Genomic DNA, 19,346 nt, shown 5'->3' with positions numbered 1-19,346 from the left:
TTCTAAAAAACAGTCATTTTATTATCAATCAGATTATCTACCCGTTCAGCTGGAAAATCTTCCGGCAGCATAACGGGATTGATTCCAAGCGTTCTGATTTCATTCAACTGCTTACTAAATTCTTTGCCCGCTTTTTCTATCATTTTTTTCCTGTCTGACTCCCTATTCATTGATTTTTTAAGTTCAGCCTCGTTAGCGTTAAGAACTTTACAAATAAAAAAAGCTTTTGCTTCAAAAATGCTGCCTTTATGTTCAATTAAATCAAGTAGCCGCAACAAACGTAATCTTTTCTTATTGCTTCTTACTCCTTTGCATATCAGCTCAGAACATCGTTTTTTCTTGTAGTAATCGCCAGGGCCAACAATTTTATAGTACCACGAAGAAACAAGGAATCTAATAAATTGCTCATTTAAATGCTCAGACAACTTACCGCTAATCTTTCGATATTGCACCTCCAAACGTAATGTATTTTTACCCGCCTCTATGTTACTAAATTCTTTCCTTTCCTTCTGTTCTTTCTCCAGAAGTGTTGTGTATCTGTCGTAGAAGTTAATTGTAATTTCCTTTGAATACAAATAGAAACTATTAGTTTCAGGGAAATACTTTTGAGTTTTCTCTGTGCTAAGAAAGAAATCGCTTATATTACTTTTTTTAAACAACAACATATAATTAATAATCATGTCCTGTTGGACAGTGATATCCCAAGCAACATCAATACGCATGATGTTCCATTCATTAAATAACGGAAAGCTTAGCTCGCTCATGTAGTAGTTAAATCGATCCTCAATTAGTCCAAACTCATTGGGGAAAAGCAGATGAACATAGTTGCCTGATTCTAATAAGAGTTTAGGATGAAATTGTATTTCTAAGAAGTATCCAGTATATCCTTTTCGTTCAACTTTCCTTAATCTGATTTTACGAAATCCTTGCTTGGCATAGGCATAAGTAATAAATGTATTTTTAAGATACTTGTCTTTTGATTGTTTCTCACTATCTTGTTTGTGCTTTCTTTCTGGATGAAACTTCTCACCTAAAGCTTCGTTGAGGTGCACTTTCAATTTACTGAATTCTGATTTTGAAATCGGGCAGATAATGTACATAGTGTCTATTCCAACATTGACCACGTTTAAAACCTCCTTGTATAGAAAACTGTTTTATATCTAATACACTTAGGAATCCCCATCTGTAGGAAGACATACTAGTGAAGAGGGGTAACATTATTTAAGCGTTACTTTATTTGTTTGGTTTGCATTAAAAAAACACAAGGACGGCGATTATCGCTGTCCTTGTGTTAAGTTTTTATTAATCTAATTCTGATAATTCGTCAATCCCTCTACCTGTTTGGAAGATAGTCTTTTTAAACTCCTTCAATTCTTTCTGATTTTCTTTATACTCTCGATTCTCTTGCTTTCTTCGTTCGTTTTCTTGTGCATCGAGTGCATAGTCTTCAAGTAAACTATTGAATGTTCTATTCTTATTTATCTCTATAATTGCCTCAACCAGCTTTGGAAATTTATCTGTATTGAACTGTATCGCTCGCCCATCTAGTCCTGAAACTGGTTTTGTCACTCGCCCATTTGATCTATATATCAAATTAGCTTCCCTAAATAACTTTCCTAACTTTATATCGCTAATGAACTCGGAACGATCATCATTGATCTGGATATGGTTAACTACAAGCTCATATACGGGTTGCCAGGTAAGGCTCATGGTCTTGTCAGACATATCAACAATGCCTAAGACATCACCTTGTTGCATAAATGATATGCCCTTTACTTTAACAATGATTCTCTCCTCCAAAATTAGTTCTTCAAGAGCGTTTAAAAAAACTTCTACATTGGTATCGTATGGTGAAACAACTTGCTCCAATAGTAGTTCCTCGAATAAACCTCTTGCTCTCTCACGATAAAATGCACTTTCTTCTGGTGTTATAAATCCGTTTTCTAGTCCATAAGCTAGGTAAAAATTAAATGCCACCGTTAAATGTGCGAAACTATCTTTTTGTCGACTATGTGCATCTGTAATCATTGAATAATAATTGCGATTATAATCAAAATCTCGTCTATAACTATCTATAAAGTGAGAATTCAACTTTTCACTAATCCATTTCAAATAGTCTGCAATACTTGTAGATAGAAAGGGAGTTTTTTCATAGTAGTTAAATCTTTCGACTTTTAATGGATCAAATGTAGCAACTTGCTTTTTATCAAATAGATTATCCATTTGAACACGAACAACCCGCCCTGCGGTAGATGTAATATCTGCATTAGACATTGTGATAAATTTCTCTCCTGTAAAGAGCACCATGCCTTCAGGACGCAGTGTAAAATTGGCGGCTAAGTCCCTATCCCCAATATCTCTGATCAATTTTTCGATCTTTTCATTAGTTAAATCTACTGTCCTTTTCGTTTTTGCAACACCATAGTCATCAATGATCGAAACACAGTCTCTGTTCATAACAGTCTTATTAATATCCTTTTTGAAATCATATACATGGACAAGTTTGGGATTCTCGAAGATCTGCGTAAACATTTTTGTTAAACTTGTCTTCCCCATTCCTGATCTTCCTTCAACCCAAATACTAAATTGAGGAGCTAAACCGTTTTCAATTAATGGTGATGTAATAATCGATACTAGAACAAGCGAAAAAAGCGCATGTGTCAATTTAGGCTCAAGCATGTCTAACATCTTCAAACTTTCCAAAAAAGCTTCTTTAGTCGCAATGTCCTTATCGATCTTTAACATGAAGTCTTTGTCAGCTAACTGTACATTTTTGTTCGTTGTGCCGATAGTACCACCACTATGAATGTACACCCAATCATTCTCAAAACAATGCCAACCGGATCTTTCAACATTGATAATTTCTACCATGTCCTTACTCAAAGACCTAAGAATAAAGATTTTCAGCAACTCATATCCTTTCGTCTCGTTCATGTTAAACATGCCTAAAGGAATTTCATTACGAAGCCATTTTTTTGTTGCTAGATCTTTATACTGCACCTTTATCTTGGGTAGTACTAATTTTTTCCGACCGTCAAAGATCATAGCATTGAAAACAAACATTACATTTTTACTATCATCCTCTGCCGTTGTGGTTCCAACCGGAATAAGACTGAAATTAGCTATTGGTCTAAGCTTATTATTTTTGACGATGCAAAACTCTCCGTTATCACTAATATTAAAATCTTTATCGGCATACTTATTCTTAAATTCCTTTATTAAGTCTTCGGGTGACAGCACATTAGCTTCAGCATCCAACAATAACATCTCCTACATTAAAATGTGATAGTGTGATAAATTTCAAATCATATCTATCACATTATCACATTTTTGCAGTGAATGTCATAGTTTTATTGAAATTTTGATATTCGTCATTTAACGCCTATGACTCCTAACCAACGTCATTCAATTCAATCTATTCTGTACTAAACAATATTATAATCGAACTTTTCAAAGTTCTATGTATATATTATTTCTACGAATATTCAAATTGACAAGAAAGGATGAGACTATGTTTTCACATTATGATGACATAATGTCAGTCGAAGATGTTATGGAAGCACTGAATGTAGGTCGCTCGAAATTATATGAGCTTCTTAGAAGTGGCCAAATCAAATCATGGAAAATGAAAGGCTATCGCATCCCAAAAGCGGCAGTAAAAGATTTTGTTTTCTCTCAAGCACAAATGAATCTGGAGCGCTACAGCGAGCTTCCTGATTAATAGCATGTCATTCAATAGATAAGCTGCTGCGTTGTTAGCACGGTAGCCTTGTTTGGTTTGGAAGTTAGCTACGAACTAGAAGGAACAAAACCATTGGATTCGACTTTCTTAATCAATGAAAAATAATTAGATCAGTAACAGCTTAATAACCAGCAGGGGCATTCGCTCCTGCTTATTTGTGTTTCATTAAACAATCATATTGGAGGCGTGTAACATGCAAATGAAAGTGAATAAGGATGAAAACAAAGGGACATACTGGTTCGTCGTAAGCGCTGGTAAGGACGAAAATGGAAAACGCAGACAAATTAAACGTCGAGGCTTTAAAACAGAAAAGGAAGCAATGAAAGAAATGAGGAAGATACTACAGCAAGTTGACGATCAGACCTATGTTAAAAATACGCATGTGAAGTATACAGAATTCCTACAGGGAGAATGGCTGCAAAGTAAAGAGGTAAAACTCAGAACTGTAACCTATAGAACCTATAAATCAAACGTTCTGAAACATATTGTACCCTACTTCGAAAATCAGGAAATGAGCAAGATAACCACCGTCTTAATTGAAAAGTTTTACGTATTTCTGCTTAGAGACACTGGGCTCTCTGAACGCTCCATCCAAGACATTCAAAAGATCGTGAAAAGCTCATTTAAGATGGCTCAAAGACGCAAATACATTACTTACAATCCGGCTGTTGATGCTGAGGCTCCAAAAGTTCCCCATAAGGAGATGTCCGTATGGAACCTGGAAGAAGCCGTTCGTTTCTTAAAGCTTGCAGAGAAAGATGACCTTCATGTTGCTTTCTTACTTGCTTTGACTACAGGGATGCGGCAATCAGAAATATTAGGACTACGCTGGAAGGACATTGACTTTGATGAAGGGAACTTGCGAGTTCGACAAACGTTGAGTCACGATGGAAAAGAGCTTATTCAGGCAACAAAAACAAAATCAAGTGCAAGGACAATTGCTTTAATTGATCGAACGACAGGTGATTTAAAAAAACAGCTACGAAAAATAAAGAAGCAAAGGCTTGCTGCGGGCTCATCTTATGTAGACAATGATTTGGTCATCTGCACTAAATCAGGAAAACCCCTTAATCCTCGGAATTTACTTCGCAAGTTCTACAGTTTAATCAAGAAAGCAGATGTACCACCCATCCGTTTCCACGATCTCCGGCATACAGTAGCCACACTCATGTTAGCCCGAAATATAAACCCTAAAGTTGTTAAAGAAATCCTAGGTCATTCAGACATCAGAGTAACTCTCGATACTTACTCTCATGTTTTACCTTCAGTCCATAAGCAGACCGCTTCGCAATATGGGGATATGTTATTTGGGCAATCAATTAATCAAGGCTAAATATTTGAACCCATATGCTATTTCCCCATACGTTGGAATCGGTGTACTCAATGAATTTCCTCTAAAGTAGCTCAAAAAATTCAGTACTGTGACCAAACGTGTGACCAAGATAGGATTCTTGGTCAATAAATGACATCAAAAAAACCTTGTAGCTTCGGGAAATCCCGCTGTTACAAGGTTTTTTTAGTATGGAGCCTAGGGGGATCGAACCCCTGACCTCATCGCTGCCAGCGATGCGCTCTCCCAGCTGAGCTAAGGCCCCGTAGTAATTTTCCCAACAGAAATAATATATCACGCATGACCTGACAGTGTCAACGGATTTCACAATATTTTTTACCGGATATTACATGAAGCAAAGCATGTAATTCTTCCGAAGGTTCAACAATACCCATCACATACCTCCCCATTCCCCACCATGCCAAACAGCCCTCACGCCTTACTTTGGCGCAGGGCTACGGCTATTGCCTTTGCGTAAGCACGGTTCTTGCACAAGACGCAAGTCGCGCATGCTCTTAATAAATCCTGCCAGACATTTTTGTCCGTTAGCAGCTGCTTTATGCATACTTTTGATTTGTAACGGACACGGGTGACCATCACAGCGCTTTTTGAGGTGGAAAATGAGTCAGCTGGCTTTGTAACAGCCACGAATGACCGTTAAAATTAGTTTTCAACCCATTTTCTGCGTCTAGCGGACATTGGCGTCCGGCAAATGTCGCATCCCATTGTTTATCCTTAAATCAATCGTCAGGACCCATTGTTTGACCTTAACTCAATCGTCAATCCTCATGGTTTGACCTCAAATCAAACGTAACGCCACAATCTCAAGGCCGCTTTCAACACACACGCTCCACCACAATCCGAATCAACCGAACTTACCGGTAATGTAATCCTCGGTTTGCTTGTGGGTCGGGTTGGTGAAGATTTTGCTGGTGACATCGGTTTCGACGATTTTGCCGTTCAGGAAAAAGGACGTGATGTCCGAAATCCGTGCCGCCTGCTGCATGTTGTGCGTGACGATAACTATCGTATAGGACTGCTTCAGCTCGTTGACTAGCTCCTCCACCTTCAACGTGGCAAGCGGATCAAGCGCCGATGTTGGTTCATCCATCAGGACGATTTCCGGCTCAACCGCGAGCACACGCGCGATGCACAAACGCTGCTGCTGCCCACCGGACAAGCCCAAAGCGGAGGAATGCAGACGGTCTTTAACCTCTTCCCACAACGCGGCTTGCCTCAAGCTGCGCTCAACGATCTCCGTCAATTGGCTTTTTTTCTTGATGCCATGCGCTCTTGGACCGTATGCGATATTGTCAAAAATACTCATCGGGAACGGATTCGGCTTTTGGAACACCATGCCGACCTTTTTGCGCAGCTCAACCACGTTGACGTTTTTGTCGTAGATATTTTCGCCGCCAATTCGCACCTCGCCTTTAATGCTTACGCCTTTAACGAGATCGTTCATCCGGTTAAGTGTACGCAGGAAGGTCGATTTGCCGCAGCCGGAAGGGCCGATCAGGGCTGTAATTTGTTTTTGCGAAATATCCAGATTGATGCCATGCAGAGCCTGAAAGTCGCCGTAAAACAAATCCAGTGTTTTGGCTTCAATCTGGAATTGCTGACCTGCGGACGAAGCAGCCGCCTGCGATGGGGATGTTTGTTTTACCTCGGTAATAGCCATGGGATCAGTCCCTTTCTATCGTATATAGGTTTACGAGAAGCGTTTGACTAATCTGCGGAAGAACCAGCTAGCCGTAATATTGATGACCAGGATCAGCACGATTAATACCGCTGCGGTGCCAAAGGCAACGTCCATAGCACCCGTTTCCATGGCTACCATGTACAGATGCAGCGATAACGTCCGGCTGCCGTCAAATAACGATTGCGGAATAAGAATCGTTCCGCCCAACGTAAGCAGGAATGCCGCTGTTTCCCCGACAACACGTCCGATGGAGAGGATGATGCCGGTAATGATGCCGGGCATCGCTGTTGGCAGAATCAAGCCTTTAATGGTTTGCCATTTGGTTGTGCCAAGCGCAAGACTTCCTTCGCGCAGCGAGTCCGGCACGGCCTTGAGCGCTTCCTCCGCCGTGCGGACAATGGTAGGCAGAACCATCGTAACGCCCGTAAGCGATGCAGACAGAATGGACCATCCGCCGGTGACCGGCTTCAGCAAAATAACGAAAAACGCAAAGCCGAACAATCCAAAAACGATCGAAGGAATGCCCGCCAGCGCTTCCGTTGCAAAACGGATCATGGATGTAATTTTGCCGCGCGACGTATATTCATTCAGATAGATAGCTGCGCCAACTCCGATCGGCGTAGCAATAATCATTGTAGTCAACACCAGGTATACCGTTCCGACAATCGCCGGATAGATACCGCCCTCGGAGCCCATTTTTCTAGGCTTCGTGGTCAAAAACTCCCAACTGATCATATGCAGGCCTTGGCTGACAATGTAACCGATGATGTAGATGAGAATACAAACCGTCAGCAGGCCAAGGACGCTGAGACACGTAAAGGCGATTTTTTGATTGCGGGCTACGTTGTTCATTTATTTCCTCCCCTTGCGACGAACCAGCAGCGTGGTTAATGAGTTCAGCACAATGATAAAGACGAACAGGACAATACCCGTTGCAAACAATGCCTGCTGATGCTCGGGTCCTGCATACCCCATCTCAAGCGCAATGTTGGCGGTGAGCGAGCGTGCCGGAGCAAACAATCCCGTCCAATCCAACACCGGGACAAGCGGCGTATTGCCGATAACCATAATAACGGCCATCGTTTCGCCAAGCGCTCTGCCTACGCCCAGAATAATCGCGGTAATAATACCGGATTTTGCGGCGGGAACAAGCACTTTATAAATCGTCTGCCAGTGGGACACTCCCAGAGCAAGCGAGCCTTCCTTATATTCGCGCGGTACAGCTTTAAGCGCATCAAGCGAAATGTTTATAATCGTAGGTAAAATCATAATGGCAAGAATAATACCTGCTGTCAGAACGGAATAACCCGTCTGATAGTTGGAAGGCAAATAGTCGGCGAGCGGACCGCGCTCAAGCTCTGCGATAATGCTTCGAACGGCAAACATGCCGAACAAGCCATAAACAACGGAAGGAATACCTGCCAGCAATTCAACGGCCGGCACGATAAGCTTTGCAATCCGCTTGTTTGCAATTTCAACAAGATAAACCGCAACGCCAAGCCCCATTGGAGCGCCGATCAAAATAGCGATAAGCGTAACATAAATCGTTCCAACAATCATTGGCCAGATGCCATAGACCCCACTGGAAGGATTCCAAACGGGACCGAATAACACATCGGTAATCCCGTATTTCAAAAAGATGGGCATGCCCTCCATAAAAACAAAAACACCGATTAACAACACGCTAAAAACGGCTGTAATCGCGGTAATGAACAAGAATACCTTCACGATTTTTTCTTCCAGAATCCGGTTCAACTTTATCCCCCCATGACATAACGGCCTATGGCATCTGCTTTTTATACATGGCTGGAGGATAGCCTGTTGTTGGGCTATCCTCGCCATTTTTCAACCGCAGTGCGCTCTATTCAACCGTAACGTAACCGTGATCTGCTACAACTGCTTGACCTTCCGGACTCAGCACATAGTCGATGAATGCTTGAGTAATGGCAGTTGGATCAGAGGACTCGTTCACCAGGAAGTTGAACGGTCTGGAGATTGGATACGAATGCGATTTGATGTTTTCTTCACTAGCTTCTACACCGTTAATTTTGACAGCTTTAACGGAATCGTTCAGACCGCCAAAGGAGATGTAGCCAATAGCGTTAACGTCTTGACCAACAGCTTCACGCACAGCTCCAGTGGAGTTTTGGATGATAGCTTCAGCTACGAACTCGTCTTCGCCAAGCACCAGCTCTTTGAAGGCATCGCGAGTACCGGAACCATCTTCACGGTTTACAACAACGATGTTGGAATCGCTGCCGCCAACGTCCTTCCAGTTTTTGATTTTGCCGCTGAAAATTTCTTTAACTTGCTCCGTTGTCAGGTCAGCCGCAGCGTTGTCCTTGTTAACAACAACAGCGATACCGTCGATTGCGATAACAACAGGCTTGATTCCTGTTTCTTCGGATTTCAGTGCACGGGAAGCCATGCCTACATCTGCCGTGCCGGATTGGGCAGCTTTAACGCCTGCGCCTGAACCGCCGCCAGCTACTTCAATACGAGCGTCCTTGTTGACTTCCATATAGGAAGTGCCGAGCTCTTCTGCCAAAGGCTGAACGGAAGTGGAACCAGCAAGAGTAACGGTGCCGCTCACGGACGGCTCTGGAGCTTGTGTTGCAGCTTCTGTTGGTGCGTTTGTAGCTGCATTTGTTGGAGCGTTGGTCGCGCCTTGTCCATTATTACCGCCGTTGTTTCCGCCGCCGCAGCCTGTAAGAACGAGTGCAAAAGCCATAACTGTAAGAACTGCCCCCGAATAAAGCTTCTTTCCAACTAATCTTTTCATGATTTCATTCCTCCACCTTGTTTTTGAACCCATAACGAATTATAGACCCGTTTTTTTAAGCCAATATATGCGAAGTGTTAATTCCATGTAAAATAAATTGAAATGTGTAAACAAAAAAAGCCGCCGCGGTTACATACCGCAGCAGCTCTTGTCAGCGACCTTATTTCCAGACAACATCCTCGCCATACCGTTTTCCCCAATCATACATCAGACGCAACACCGGCATCAGCGTGCTTCCGTATTCGCTCAAGGAATATTCCACCCGTGGCGGCACCTCGGCGTACACCTTGCGCTCCACCAGCAGGTCCTCCTCCAGCTCACGAAGCTGATTGGTCAGCATCTTTTGGGTGATGTGGGGAATCATCTTTTTCAGCTCGCTGAATCGCTTTGTCCCTTCAAGTCCCAGATGCCATAAAATAATCAGCTTCCACTTGCCTCCGATGACAGCAAGCGTAAGCTCCTTCTCGCAATTAATTTCCTTCAGGTTAATCCGGGCTTTTAGCTGTTGAGCCATATCGTTCATCCCCTCCCCCATCAGTATACATGGTTTATTCCAGATTGGCGTGTTTTCCGTACATATTGGCCGAATTCTGGCCCTTTAGCTCCATAAGCTTTAACACAAGCGCATCGTAAAATAGCAGCAAGCTTTGTTCGAAAAGCGTAGCCATAGGCTGAATGCTGCCCCGCTGCCCATTATGCTGCTCCTTGGTCGCACCTGGCAAAACAACCGTAACATCCGCGAATTGCCCCAGCGTCGATTCAGGCTTTATCGTAACAACAGCTACTTGAGCGCCTGCCTGCCGGGCTTTCTGCGCCATAGCCACCAGACTTCCGGTTTCCCCGGAGCCGGAGCCCAGCACTAGCCAGTCTCCTTGTCCGATACCCGGCGTTACCGTCTCGCCAATGACATGGGAGGTTACCCCCATATGCATGAGACGCATGGCAAACGCCTTGCCCATCAGGCCGGAACGTCCCGCTCCCCCGACAAACACGGAAGCCGCAGCCGACAATTTTTCTGCCAGGAGGTCTCCTGAATGCGTTCCAGCATCGGAGATAGCCACGCTGGACTGCTGCAGCTCCTCTACTATATGGTCAAAATAATTCGCCGTTGTCTTCATCGTCTCTTCTTATCGCTGAGCAATCAGCTCTTGCATTTGGGATGCCGTCTTAGCCATGTCCGCTGCGCCAGTAATGCCTCCGCCTACAATGACGAGATCAGGAGCCGCTTTGATCGCCTCAGGCAGCGTATCCAGCTTGATGCCGCCGGCAACAGCCGTTTTGGCATTTTTCACGACAGATTTGATGATCGCAAGATCCTGAAACGAGTTGATGCCTTCCGCTTGATGATCATATCCGGAGTGTACACAAATGTAGTCTACCCCAAGGGCATCGATTTCGGCCGCTCTGGCAGCGATATCCTTAACGTTGATCATATCTACCATAACTTGCTTGCCCTGACGACGGGCTTCCTCAACAGCTCCGCTAATTGTGGAATCTGCCGAAACTCCCAATACCGTAATGATATCAGCGCCAGCTTCCGATGCCTTCATCACTTCATAGCCGCCGGCATCCATCACCTTCAGATCTGCCAATACCGTCATGCTTGGAAAAGCTTCTTTAAGAGCTTTGACCGCATGCAGTCCTTCATTAATAACAATCGGAGTGCCAATCTCAACAATATCAACAAACGCCTCAACGGTCTTAACGACCTCAAGCGCTCCCGGAATATCCACCAAATCCAATGCCAATTGCAATTTCATATTGATCTCTCCCTTTGTCCTCATTAATCATGCTTAAGCGCAAAACGCTGCTCCCTCATTGTAGAGGCAGAGGATCAATACCGGAAGTACGCACTTGAAAGTGGTGTAGTTACCTGTAGGATACTATTGGACCATTGCTGGCCTGATGGACACTGAGTCGTCGCTCCCCATGATCTATGACAAAAACCCGCTGCCTTCAGTCGGCAACGGGTTTAAAAAACTATTTTGAAGCTAGACGGTGCTTATTCCCGCTCCATCCCGTTTATGGGATGCTTCAACAAGCTGTTGAGTTCCTTCATAAACATATCGATATCCTTGAATTGTCTATAGACCGAGGCAAATCGGACATAAGCCACTTCATCAACGGGATAAAGCTGCTTCATGACAATATTGCCGATTTCGCTGCTGTCCACCTCAGCCAACGCAGTCGTGCGCAGCTCCTTTTCCACCTCGGAAACAATCACTTCCAGACGCTCCACCGGAACAGGACGTTTCTCGCAGGCGCGAATTAAGCCCCGCAAAATTTTATCGCGGCTAAATTCCTCCCGGCTTCCGTCCTTTTTAATAACGATTAGCGGCGTTTCCTCAATCATCTCAAATGTGGTGAAGCGCCTGCTGCATTGCTCGCATTCTCTGCGGCGTCGTATGGACTTGTTTTCGTTGGCGGGTCTGGAGTCCAGCACCTTCGTTCCGGAGTAGTCGCAATATGGACATTTCATAAATACAAACGTCCTCCCTTTCCATAATAATTGCCAGCTGTTTCCTGACATGAACTTTGAAAATACGCACATAATAAAGTTACCAACCGCAAGGAGGTGAACATCAATGAGCTCATCCCGCAGCAGCAACCAACTGGTAGTGCCGCAAGCGACTGCCGCTTTGGATCAACTGAAATACGAGGTTGCCCAAGAACTCGGCATCGCGATTCCGCAAGACGGATATTATGGCAACTTCACGACCAGAGACGCAGGCTCCATCGGGGGTTTTATTACTCGCCGTTTGGTACAAATCGCTGAACAATCTCTGGCCGGCCAAAAATAATGATTCATTAAGTTTGTATGAATAACAGAAGCTTTGGAGAGCTTGTCCCTAAAAAGACAAGCTCTTCGAAGCATTCTTCATGTCCGATGGTTAAAAGCCGGGATACAGCTCTTTATATTTATTATAGTAATAATTGACCTTTTGTACATAACGGCGCGTTTCCCCGAAGGGGATGTCATCAGAGGTTTCCAGCTTGCCGTCCCATCTGCCCTCATCCAGCCATTTGCGCACATTGCCCGGTCCCGCGTTATAAGCAGCAACCGCAGCATATACGTTTTGATCAAATTGCTCCTTAAGCGAGCTCAAATACCAGGACCCCATCTCAATGCTGACATCCGCCCGATGCTTCAGCATCTCCTCATCCACAGACTCAAAGCCAGCCTTCTCCACAACCCAATCCGCAGTAGTAGGCATTAGCTGCATTAGCCCCAGCGCGCCTTTATGCGATTCCCGGCCTGTTTGAAAATTGGATTCCGCGCGTATAACCGCCGCCACCAGATGAGGCTCAAGCCCGTAATTGGAGGCGCTTGCTCTTATATCGTTCTGATAATGAATGGGATAAAGCCATTTGCCAACCATATCGCTTTTCAAAAAAAGAAAACCTACTATCGTCACAACAGCCAGCAGGAAAAAACGCCTTCTCCATTTCGCCCGTTTACGCTTCATAAATGTACCTGGTTCTCCATAAAAAGTTGCACTTGCTTCTCTGTTTCCTCAAGCGTACCGCTGTTGTCGATGATCCATTTGCCTCGCCGCCGCTTTTCCTCCATGTCCATCTGAAGCCCGATTCGCCGCTTGGCCTCTTCTTCGTCCATGCCGTTTCTTTTCATTAATCGGGAAAGCTGAACCTCGAATGGAACGTAGACAACAAGAACGCCTTCATACATCTCTTCTTGCTTCGTTTCAAAAAGGAGCGGAATATCCGCCACAATAAGACGTTTTGGCCGTTCTTCTTCATAAACGCGGATTTTGTCCCACATACGCTTTCGGATGGCCGGGTGCGTAATAGCCTCCAGCTGTTTAAGCTTTTCAGCATCCCGAAAAACGATTTCGCCTAACGCTTTGCGGTTTAATGCTCCGTCATCCAGCAATACAGCTTGTCCAAAGCAGGAGGCGATTGCCTCAAGCGCGGGTTCCCCCGGCTGGACAATCTCTCTTGCGACCGCATCGGCATCAACCAGTCTGGCTCCCCGCTCGATAAGCATTTCGGAAACCGTGCTTTTTCCGCTGGCGATCCCACCGGTCAATCCTATGATCATGTCCTCACCTCAGATTTTAAAAAAATGTATGTTTTAATAGCCTTAAACCGTTTGATCAGCCTTATACGTTTAATAAGCCTTACTCAGTTAAACTCGACTTAATCAGTTTAACTCGCCTTACTCAGATCAGCCTTACACGTATTTTGCCATACTAAGTTTAATCAGCCTTGATGCGGCCTCATCTTAAAACGGATCCCTGCATTATCCCATAAAATTCCACATTACCCCAGAGAATTGTCGCATTATCCCTGTTTGTTTTACTCTAACCTCTACAGCATTTTCATGATGCCCATCATGATGAGAAGTATCCCTGGCAGCACAGACAAAGCATGCCTGCTCCGTTTCGCTGAAAAGCGAAGGCCGACATAGGTGCCGCTGATCAGAAAAAAGGCGCTGGAGAGAGCAATAACGGCCGCTGTCAATAAAGCCGGCAATCCCAACAAAGCGGCCCCAAGTCCCGCCCCAAAGGCGTCAATTGACAAAGCGACGCCCAGCATCACGGCCTCCGATGAGGAAATGCTTCCCGAACGGTCCACGTCCGCCACCTGCGGCTTACGCAAAATCTGAATGACCAGCCCCAGCGTTTTCAGCTCCACCTTCATAACTTGCGTAGGCGCGGAAAAAGTCTCGACCGCCTCATCAACTGGCGGCACTCCGTTAGCAGAAGGCAAAACATCAACCATTTCCGGCAAGCCGTGAACAGGAGTTGACGCCTCAACCATTTCGGCTTCTCCGTTAGCAGGAGTTGGCTTCTTGTCAGTTTTCGGCATCCTTTTTTGGCCTTCCGCCTCGGCCGGCGTTTTCCGATCGGCGGATGTTTCCGTTCCCTCATCGTTCCCTTTGCTTAAACCGAGCTGAATTAACGCCCAGCAGCCAATGCCGATCAGAATAGCGGCTCCGATAAACTTGGCCGCCGTCTCGGACAGAAATCCGCTCAGCCAGCCACCCGCTTGCATCGACACCCAAATGACTAGTCCCGAGCAGCAGGCAATAATTAAAATGGACAAAAAAGGAATTCGGATTTTGCGCAAGCCATACGTAACGCCAACCCCAAAACCATCCAGGCTTACCGCAAACGCCAACAGAATCAAGGACAGCATATGTGCAATCAATTCCAAGCCTCCCCGCAGGGTCGAAACCATCCCGGCTCAAATCGCAATGCGCAAAAACGCGCAAAAGCCATGGACGTTCGCCCATACATCATGACTTCATCATATGCGGGAAAGTCTCGGCGGTGCACAACCGCCGTGCTTGAAGGCATGGCTATGCTTTAAGGCATGCTTCTAGTTTAGAACCTGCTGCAGCGTGGGCTCAAACCTGGTTCAGAATCTGCTGCTGGTACAGATAGTTGCTGGTCCGTGGAAAAAACGTTGGTGGTCCGTAGGAAAGCACATGAAATATGGTTTGTATGAAAATACATACAAATGAAGCAACCCTGTTATCCATATTTGACGCTTTATACGAAAAATCGTACAAAACGCCTAAAATGAACCTCGATACTGGGCGTTTTGTATGAAAAATCGTACAAGCCGTATAAAAGTAACCTCGATGCTGGACGGTTTTGTATGAAGAATCGTACAAAACACATAAAAGTAACCTCGATGTTGATTGTTTTGTATGAAAAATCGTACAAAACACATAAAAGTAACCCCGACGCTGGGCGGTTTGTATGAAAAATCGTACAAACCGCATAAAAGTAACCTCGATGCTGGGCGGTTTGTATGAAGAATCGTACAAAACATATAAAAGTAACCTCGATGTTGTATGAAGAATCGTACAAAACACATAAAAGTAACCCCGATGCTGGGCGGTTTGTATGAAAACTCGTACACGCAGCTAGCTTGTTACTTACCCTGCGACTTTGACACCTTGCTTCTTATTACCTTGCTACTCTGCTGCTTTAGCCATTTTTCTTCCAGCCTTTAGCGATTGGCAAGCCGGACAAAAATGGGTGCCCCTGCCTCCTACCAAGGTTTTGTGAATGGCGCTTCCGCAGGTTGGGCAAGGCTCGTCCTTGTGACCGTACACCAGAAGCTGGTGCTGGAACATGCCCATCTCGCCTTGTCCGTTGACGTAGGACTTGATCGAAGAACCTCCCGCATCCACCGCCTTTTGCAGCGTCGAGACGATAGCTTCGTGCAATCGGCTCCACTCCGCGCCCGTCAGGCTTTCCGGCGAGCGCTCCGGGTGAATTCGTGCCTGGAACAAGGCCTCATCCACGTATATGTTGCCAAGCCCCACGATATGCTCCTGATTCAGGAGCAGCGGCTTGATGCGGCTTTTCCGGCGCTCCAGCCGGCTTCTCAGCTCCTTAAGCGTAAAACCTTCCTCCAACGGCTCTAGTCCAAGCTTGGACAACGGCGGCTGAGTAAATTCATCGCCCGGCGCAAACAAATGCATCGTTCCAAACTGTCTGACATCCTTATATCGCAAATCGGTGCCATCCTCAAAATGAAACAGCACATGCGTATGAAGCTCTACATCTTCCTCTGATGGATATACGCCGTACCGGCCCTCCATGCGCAAATGCGAAACCAGCACCAGCCCGTCCAGCACAATGCGCAGAAACTTGCCTCTGCGCTCCACCGTTTGGATAGTGTGTCCAACAAGCGCGTCAGCAAACTGCGCTGGATCGGCCGGCTTTTGGATAATGCGCGGCAGCCGGACCGTCACGGAAGCTATTTTTTTCCCGGCTACCAGTTCAATCAACGTTCTTCTGACCGTTTCTACCTCCGGCAGTTCAGGCATCTTTTTTCACCTCTTGCAAATTTCGCTGCTGCTGCATGACTCATGCAGCAGGCGTGAGCGAATGACTCAGCATTCTTTTTTACTCAGTATTTTTTCTTACTCAGTATTTTTTCTTACTCAGCTTTCTTTCTTACTCAGCATTTTTTCTTACTCAGCATTCTTTTTTACTCAGCTTTCTTTCTTACCCTCGAGAGCTTCCTAAGCGAAAACAAGCTCCCCGTTGCTCAAACAGAAGTTACTTCGCCTCGTACCAGTTATCGCCAAAACTGACATCCGCCTTAAGCGGCACGTCCAGCTTGAGCGCTCCCTCCATCACCTCAGGCAAAAGCCCCTTCATCAGCTCAAGCTCATCCGGCGGCACCTCGAATACAAGTTCGTCATGCACCTGCAGCAGCATGCGGCTTTTCAGTCCGCGGCTTTTCAGCGCTTCATCCATTTGCACCATCGCCAGCTTGATAATATCCGCCGCAGTGCCTTGAATCGGGGTATTCATCGCCGTCCGCTCCGCGAAGGAGCGTAAATTGAAGTTAGAGGATTTGATTTCAGGCAAATAACGTCGGCGGTCCAGCAGCGTCGTCACATAGCCGTCCTTCTTCGCGCTGGTCACAATATCGTCCATATATTGGCGAACACCCTTGAACACGTTAAAATATTGCTCGATAAACGAAGCCGCATCCTTCCGGGTTATGCCCAGATTTTGAGAGAGGCCAAAGTCGCTGATCCCGTACACAATGCCGAAATTGACCGCTTTTGCGGAACGGCGCATATTGGCATCGACTTTGTCGGCCTCAACGCCAAATACGTCCATCGCTGTTTTAGTATGAATATCCATATCATGAATAAAAGCTTCCTTCAGGTTTTCATCGCCCGAAATATGGGCGAGCACCCTCAGCTCGATCTGCGAATAGTCCGCGGCCAAAATGCTCCAGCCAGGCTCCGACGGAAGAAACGCCTTGCGGATTTGCCTGCCTTCCTCCAGACGGATCGGAATGTTCTGCAGGTTTGGGAACTGGCTGGAAAGCCGGCCCGTAGCCGCAATTGTCTGGCGGTAATACGTATGCACCTTGCCCGTTTCCTCCCGTATTTCCTTCAGCAAGCCCTCCACGTAAGTGGATTGAAGCTTGGACAGCTGGCGGAAATGAAGGATAAGCGGAATAATTTCGTGATAGGGAGCCAGCTCCTCCAGCACCTCCGCGTCGGTGGAATAACCCGTTTTTGTCTTTTTGCGCGCAGGCAGGCCAAGCTTGTCAAACAGAATTTCTCCAAGCTGCTTGGGGGAATTAATGTTAAATTCAGTCCCCGCAAGGGAATAAATGCCGCTCATGATCGTGGATAACTGGGACTCCAGGCTTTTGCCCAATTCCTCCAGCACGCTGCGCTCCACCTTGATCCCTTGATGCTCCATATCGGCAAGCACCCGGGACAATGGCTGCTCCAGCTCGAAATAAAGCTTCTCCATGCCCGTTGCCTTCAGTTCCTCCGTCATTTTAGGCGCAAGCCGCAATACGGCATGAGCCTTCAGAGCCAGGTGGCGGAACAGCGTTTCTTCATCAGGAACCTTGAACTTGGCTCCTTTGCCATAAACGGCTTCGTCCGTAGGCACACCCGTAAAGCCTTGGCGTTCATTGATGGAGCTTAACGCCAGCTGGTTATCGGTGGGGTCGAGCAAATAAGCCGCCAGCTGAACATCAAAGGCCGCTCCGCCCAGCCGATGCCCCGCCCAACGCAGCGCAAGCTCCGATTTGTGCAGGTCAAAGCCGTATTTAGGCTTGGTTTCATCTCCCAGCCAAGCATTCAACCGTTCGCAAAATGCTGCCTTAAGCGCAGACGCAGGCAATACAAACACCTCGTCAGCCGTAGCGAGGGATACCCCAAGCAGCTCCGCATGATGCGGATTTTCGCCCACGGCTTCAATAAACAAGCCATGCTCGCCGCCTGACTCCAGCGCCAACATCAGCCTATCCATGCCTTCGCTGTCCTCATCTCCGCTCAGCGAAGTCACTGTCAGCTCTGCTGCCGCCGCTTGCGCCTTGGACTCGTCTGCGCCAGACTCCGCTCCCAGCTGCAGACGCTCCAGCAGCGACTTGAATTCCAGCCTGCGGAACATGTCGCCCAGCTTGGCGTCGTCGTGCCCGCTATACGTGATTTCATCTATGCTTTTTTCCAGAGGCACCTCGCGGAAAATCGTAGCCAGCTTTTTGCTCATGACGGCGTCTTCCTGGTGATTCTGGATATTTTCCTTCAGCTTGCCCTTCAGCTTGTCCAGATTGGACAATACATTTTCGACGGAGCTGTATTCGTGCAGCAGCTTCAGCGCCGTTTTTTCCCCAACGCCCGGCACGCCGGGAATATTGTCGGAGGTATCTCCCATAAGCCCCTTCAGATCAATGATCTGCCCCGGCGTCAGGCCATATTTTTCATTAATTGCATCCGGTGTATACAGTTCCACTTCACTTACGCCTTTTCGCGTAACCGCGACGGTAACGCCGCTTGAAGCCAGTTGAAGCATATCCTTGTCGCCCGTAACCACTAACGCAGGAACGCCTTGCTTGTCCGCCTCCAAAGTCAACGTGCCGATGATATCATCCGCCTCGTAGCCGTCCAGCTCAAACTGGGCGATGCCAAAAGCGGCAATCAGCTCCTTCAATACAGGGAATTGCTCCGACAGCTCCGGCGGCGTTTTTTGGCGGCCGCCCTTGTATTCCGCATATCCTTCATGCCGAAATGTAACTTTGCCCGCATCAAAAGCAACCAGCACGTGACTGGGCTTTTGCTCCTCCAGCAGCTTTAGCAGCATCGTTGTAAAGCCGAATATCGCATTAGTATGCAACCCGGCCGAATTGGTTAGCGGCGGCATTGCAAAAAAAGCGCGGTAAGCAATGCTGTTTCCGTCAATCAACATCCATTTTTTCATGAATACGGCCAGTCCTTCCCATTAAGGGTGTCAAAAAAGTCTGGTTTTTGGTTCCGGAATGGTGGAAC

Annotated in this window: 18 protein-coding genes and 1 tRNA gene; 3 read left to right on the top strand and 16 right to left on the bottom strand. The window is 46.3% G+C overall.

What is annotated here, in order from left to right; translation table 11 throughout:
• Positions 1 to 2 precede the first annotated feature (2 nt).
• Together A7K91_RS08690 and A7K91_RS08685 are read right to left on the bottom strand one after the other, a co-directional pair.
• Positions 3 to 1,124 (bottom strand): hypothetical protein, encoded by a 1,122-nt coding sequence (locus A7K91_RS08690; protein WP_068681718.1) that lies wholly within the window; start codon positions 1,122 to 1,124, stop codon positions 3 to 5.
• A gap of 178 nt (positions 1,125 to 1,302) precedes the next feature.
• Complete coding sequence (locus A7K91_RS08685) at positions 1,303 to 3,258, bottom strand: hypothetical protein (protein WP_068681716.1); 1,956 nt, start codon at positions 3,256 to 3,258, stop codon at positions 1,303 to 1,305.
• Positions 3,259 to 3,535: 277 nt separating this feature from the next.
• On the opposite strand from A7K91_RS08685, the gene A7K91_RS08680 reads away from it, so the two are divergent.
• Both A7K91_RS08680 and A7K91_RS08675 read left to right on the top strand, forming a co-directional pair.
• Positions 3,536 to 3,721 carry a helix-turn-helix domain-containing protein gene (locus tag A7K91_RS08680; protein ID WP_245697347.1) on the top strand — a complete coding sequence of 62 codons (186 nt, stop codon included), beginning with the start codon at positions 3,536 to 3,538 and terminating at the stop codon, positions 3,719 to 3,721.
• 214 nt (positions 3,722 to 3,935) lie between these two features.
• Entirely contained in the window at positions 3,936 to 5,075 is a 1,140-nt protein-coding gene (locus tag A7K91_RS08675; RefSeq protein WP_068681712.1) for a site-specific integrase, read from the top strand.
• A gap of 189 nt (positions 5,076 to 5,264) precedes the next feature.
• Here A7K91_RS08675 and A7K91_RS08670 read toward each other — a convergent pair.
• The 9 genes from A7K91_RS08670 to nrdR all read right to left on the bottom strand — a co-directional run bounded on the left by A7K91_RS08670 (position 5,265) and on the right by nrdR (position 12,035).
• Positions 5,265 to 5,337: transfer RNA gene (locus A7K91_RS08670), tRNA-Ala, on the bottom strand.
• A 600-nt stretch (positions 5,338 to 5,937) separates the two neighbouring features.
• Entirely contained in the window at positions 5,938 to 6,753 is an 816-nt protein-coding gene (gene pstB, locus A7K91_RS08665) for a phosphate ABC transporter ATP-binding protein PstB (protein ID WP_082967315.1), read from the bottom strand.
• A 30-nt stretch (positions 6,754 to 6,783) separates the two neighbouring features.
• Complete coding sequence (pstA, locus tag A7K91_RS08660; protein ID WP_068681710.1) at positions 6,784 to 7,626, bottom strand: phosphate ABC transporter permease PstA; 843 nt, start codon at positions 7,624 to 7,626, stop codon at positions 6,784 to 6,786.
• Positions 7,627 to 8,529 (bottom strand): phosphate ABC transporter permease subunit PstC, encoded by a 903-nt coding sequence (gene pstC, locus A7K91_RS08655; RefSeq protein ID WP_068681708.1) that lies wholly within the window; start codon positions 8,527 to 8,529, stop codon positions 7,627 to 7,629.
• A 106-nt stretch (positions 8,530 to 8,635) separates the two neighbouring features.
• Positions 8,636 to 9,556, bottom strand: a complete 921-nt coding sequence (locus A7K91_RS08650) for a phosphate ABC transporter substrate-binding protein (RefSeq protein WP_068681706.1) — start codon at positions 9,554 to 9,556, stop codon at positions 8,636 to 8,638.
• Between the two features lie 160 nt (positions 9,557 to 9,716).
• Positions 9,717 to 10,070 carry a winged helix-turn-helix transcriptional regulator gene (locus A7K91_RS08645; protein WP_068681705.1) on the bottom strand — a complete coding sequence of 118 codons (354 nt, stop codon included), beginning with the start codon at positions 10,068 to 10,070 and terminating at the stop codon, positions 9,717 to 9,719.
• A 34-nt stretch (positions 10,071 to 10,104) separates the two neighbouring features.
• Positions 10,105 to 10,674, bottom strand: coding sequence for a 6-phospho-3-hexuloisomerase (gene hxlB, locus A7K91_RS08640; RefSeq protein ID WP_068681703.1), 570 nt, complete (start codon positions 10,672 to 10,674; stop codon positions 10,105 to 10,107).
• Positions 10,675 to 10,683: 9 nt separating this feature from the next.
• Positions 10,684 to 11,316 carry a 3-hexulose-6-phosphate synthase gene (gene hxlA / locus A7K91_RS08635; protein ID WP_068681701.1) on the bottom strand — a complete coding sequence of 211 codons (633 nt, stop codon included), beginning with the start codon at positions 11,314 to 11,316 and terminating at the stop codon, positions 10,684 to 10,686.
• 242 nt (positions 11,317 to 11,558) lie between these two features.
• Complete coding sequence (gene nrdR / locus A7K91_RS08630; protein ID WP_068681699.1) at positions 11,559 to 12,035, bottom strand: transcriptional regulator NrdR; 477 nt, start codon at positions 12,033 to 12,035, stop codon at positions 11,559 to 11,561.
• Positions 12,036 to 12,141: 106 nt separating this feature from the next.
• Between nrdR and A7K91_RS08625 the strand changes: the two genes are divergently transcribed.
• The gene (locus A7K91_RS08625) at positions 12,142 to 12,357 is read left to right on the top strand and encodes an alpha/beta-type small acid-soluble spore protein (RefSeq protein WP_068681696.1); all 216 of its coding nucleotides are present in this window, start codon (positions 12,142 to 12,144) and stop codon (positions 12,355 to 12,357) included.
• A gap of 90 nt (positions 12,358 to 12,447) precedes the next feature.
• Here A7K91_RS08625 and A7K91_RS08620 read toward each other — a convergent pair whose 3' ends face one another.
• The 5 genes from A7K91_RS08620 to polA form a co-directional block, all read right to left on the bottom strand.
• Positions 12,448 to 13,023, bottom strand: a complete 576-nt coding sequence (locus tag A7K91_RS08620) for a lytic transglycosylase domain-containing protein (RefSeq protein WP_068681694.1) — start codon at positions 13,021 to 13,023, stop codon at positions 12,448 to 12,450.
• Positions 13,020 to 13,616 carry a dephospho-CoA kinase gene (coaE, locus tag A7K91_RS08615; protein WP_068681692.1) on the bottom strand — a complete coding sequence of 199 codons (597 nt, stop codon included), beginning with the start codon at positions 13,614 to 13,616 and terminating at the stop codon, positions 13,020 to 13,022. The genes A7K91_RS08620 and coaE overlap by 4 nt, the downstream gene beginning before the upstream one ends.
• 269 nt (positions 13,617 to 13,885) lie before the next feature.
• The gene (locus A7K91_RS08610; RefSeq protein ID WP_068681868.1) at positions 13,886 to 14,716 is read right to left on the bottom strand and encodes an MntP/YtaF family protein; all 831 of its coding nucleotides are present in this window, start codon (positions 14,714 to 14,716) and stop codon (positions 13,886 to 13,888) included.
• Between the two features lie 787 nt (positions 14,717 to 15,503).
• Entirely contained in the window at positions 15,504 to 16,364 is an 861-nt protein-coding gene (gene mutM, locus A7K91_RS08605; RefSeq protein WP_068681691.1) for a DNA-formamidopyrimidine glycosylase, read from the bottom strand.
• Between the two features lie 235 nt (positions 16,365 to 16,599).
• Entirely contained in the window at positions 16,600 to 19,278 is a 2,679-nt protein-coding gene (polA, locus tag A7K91_RS08600; RefSeq protein ID WP_068681689.1) for a DNA polymerase I, read from the bottom strand.
• Between the last annotated feature and the right edge of the window lie 68 nt (positions 19,279 to 19,346).

Source organism: Paenibacillus oryzae, from assembly GCF_001675045.1.
Classification (GTDB): Bacteria; Bacillota; Bacilli; order Paenibacillales; family Paenibacillaceae; genus Pristimantibacillus; species Pristimantibacillus oryzae.
This window is presented reverse-complemented; position numbering and strand designations above follow the sequence as displayed.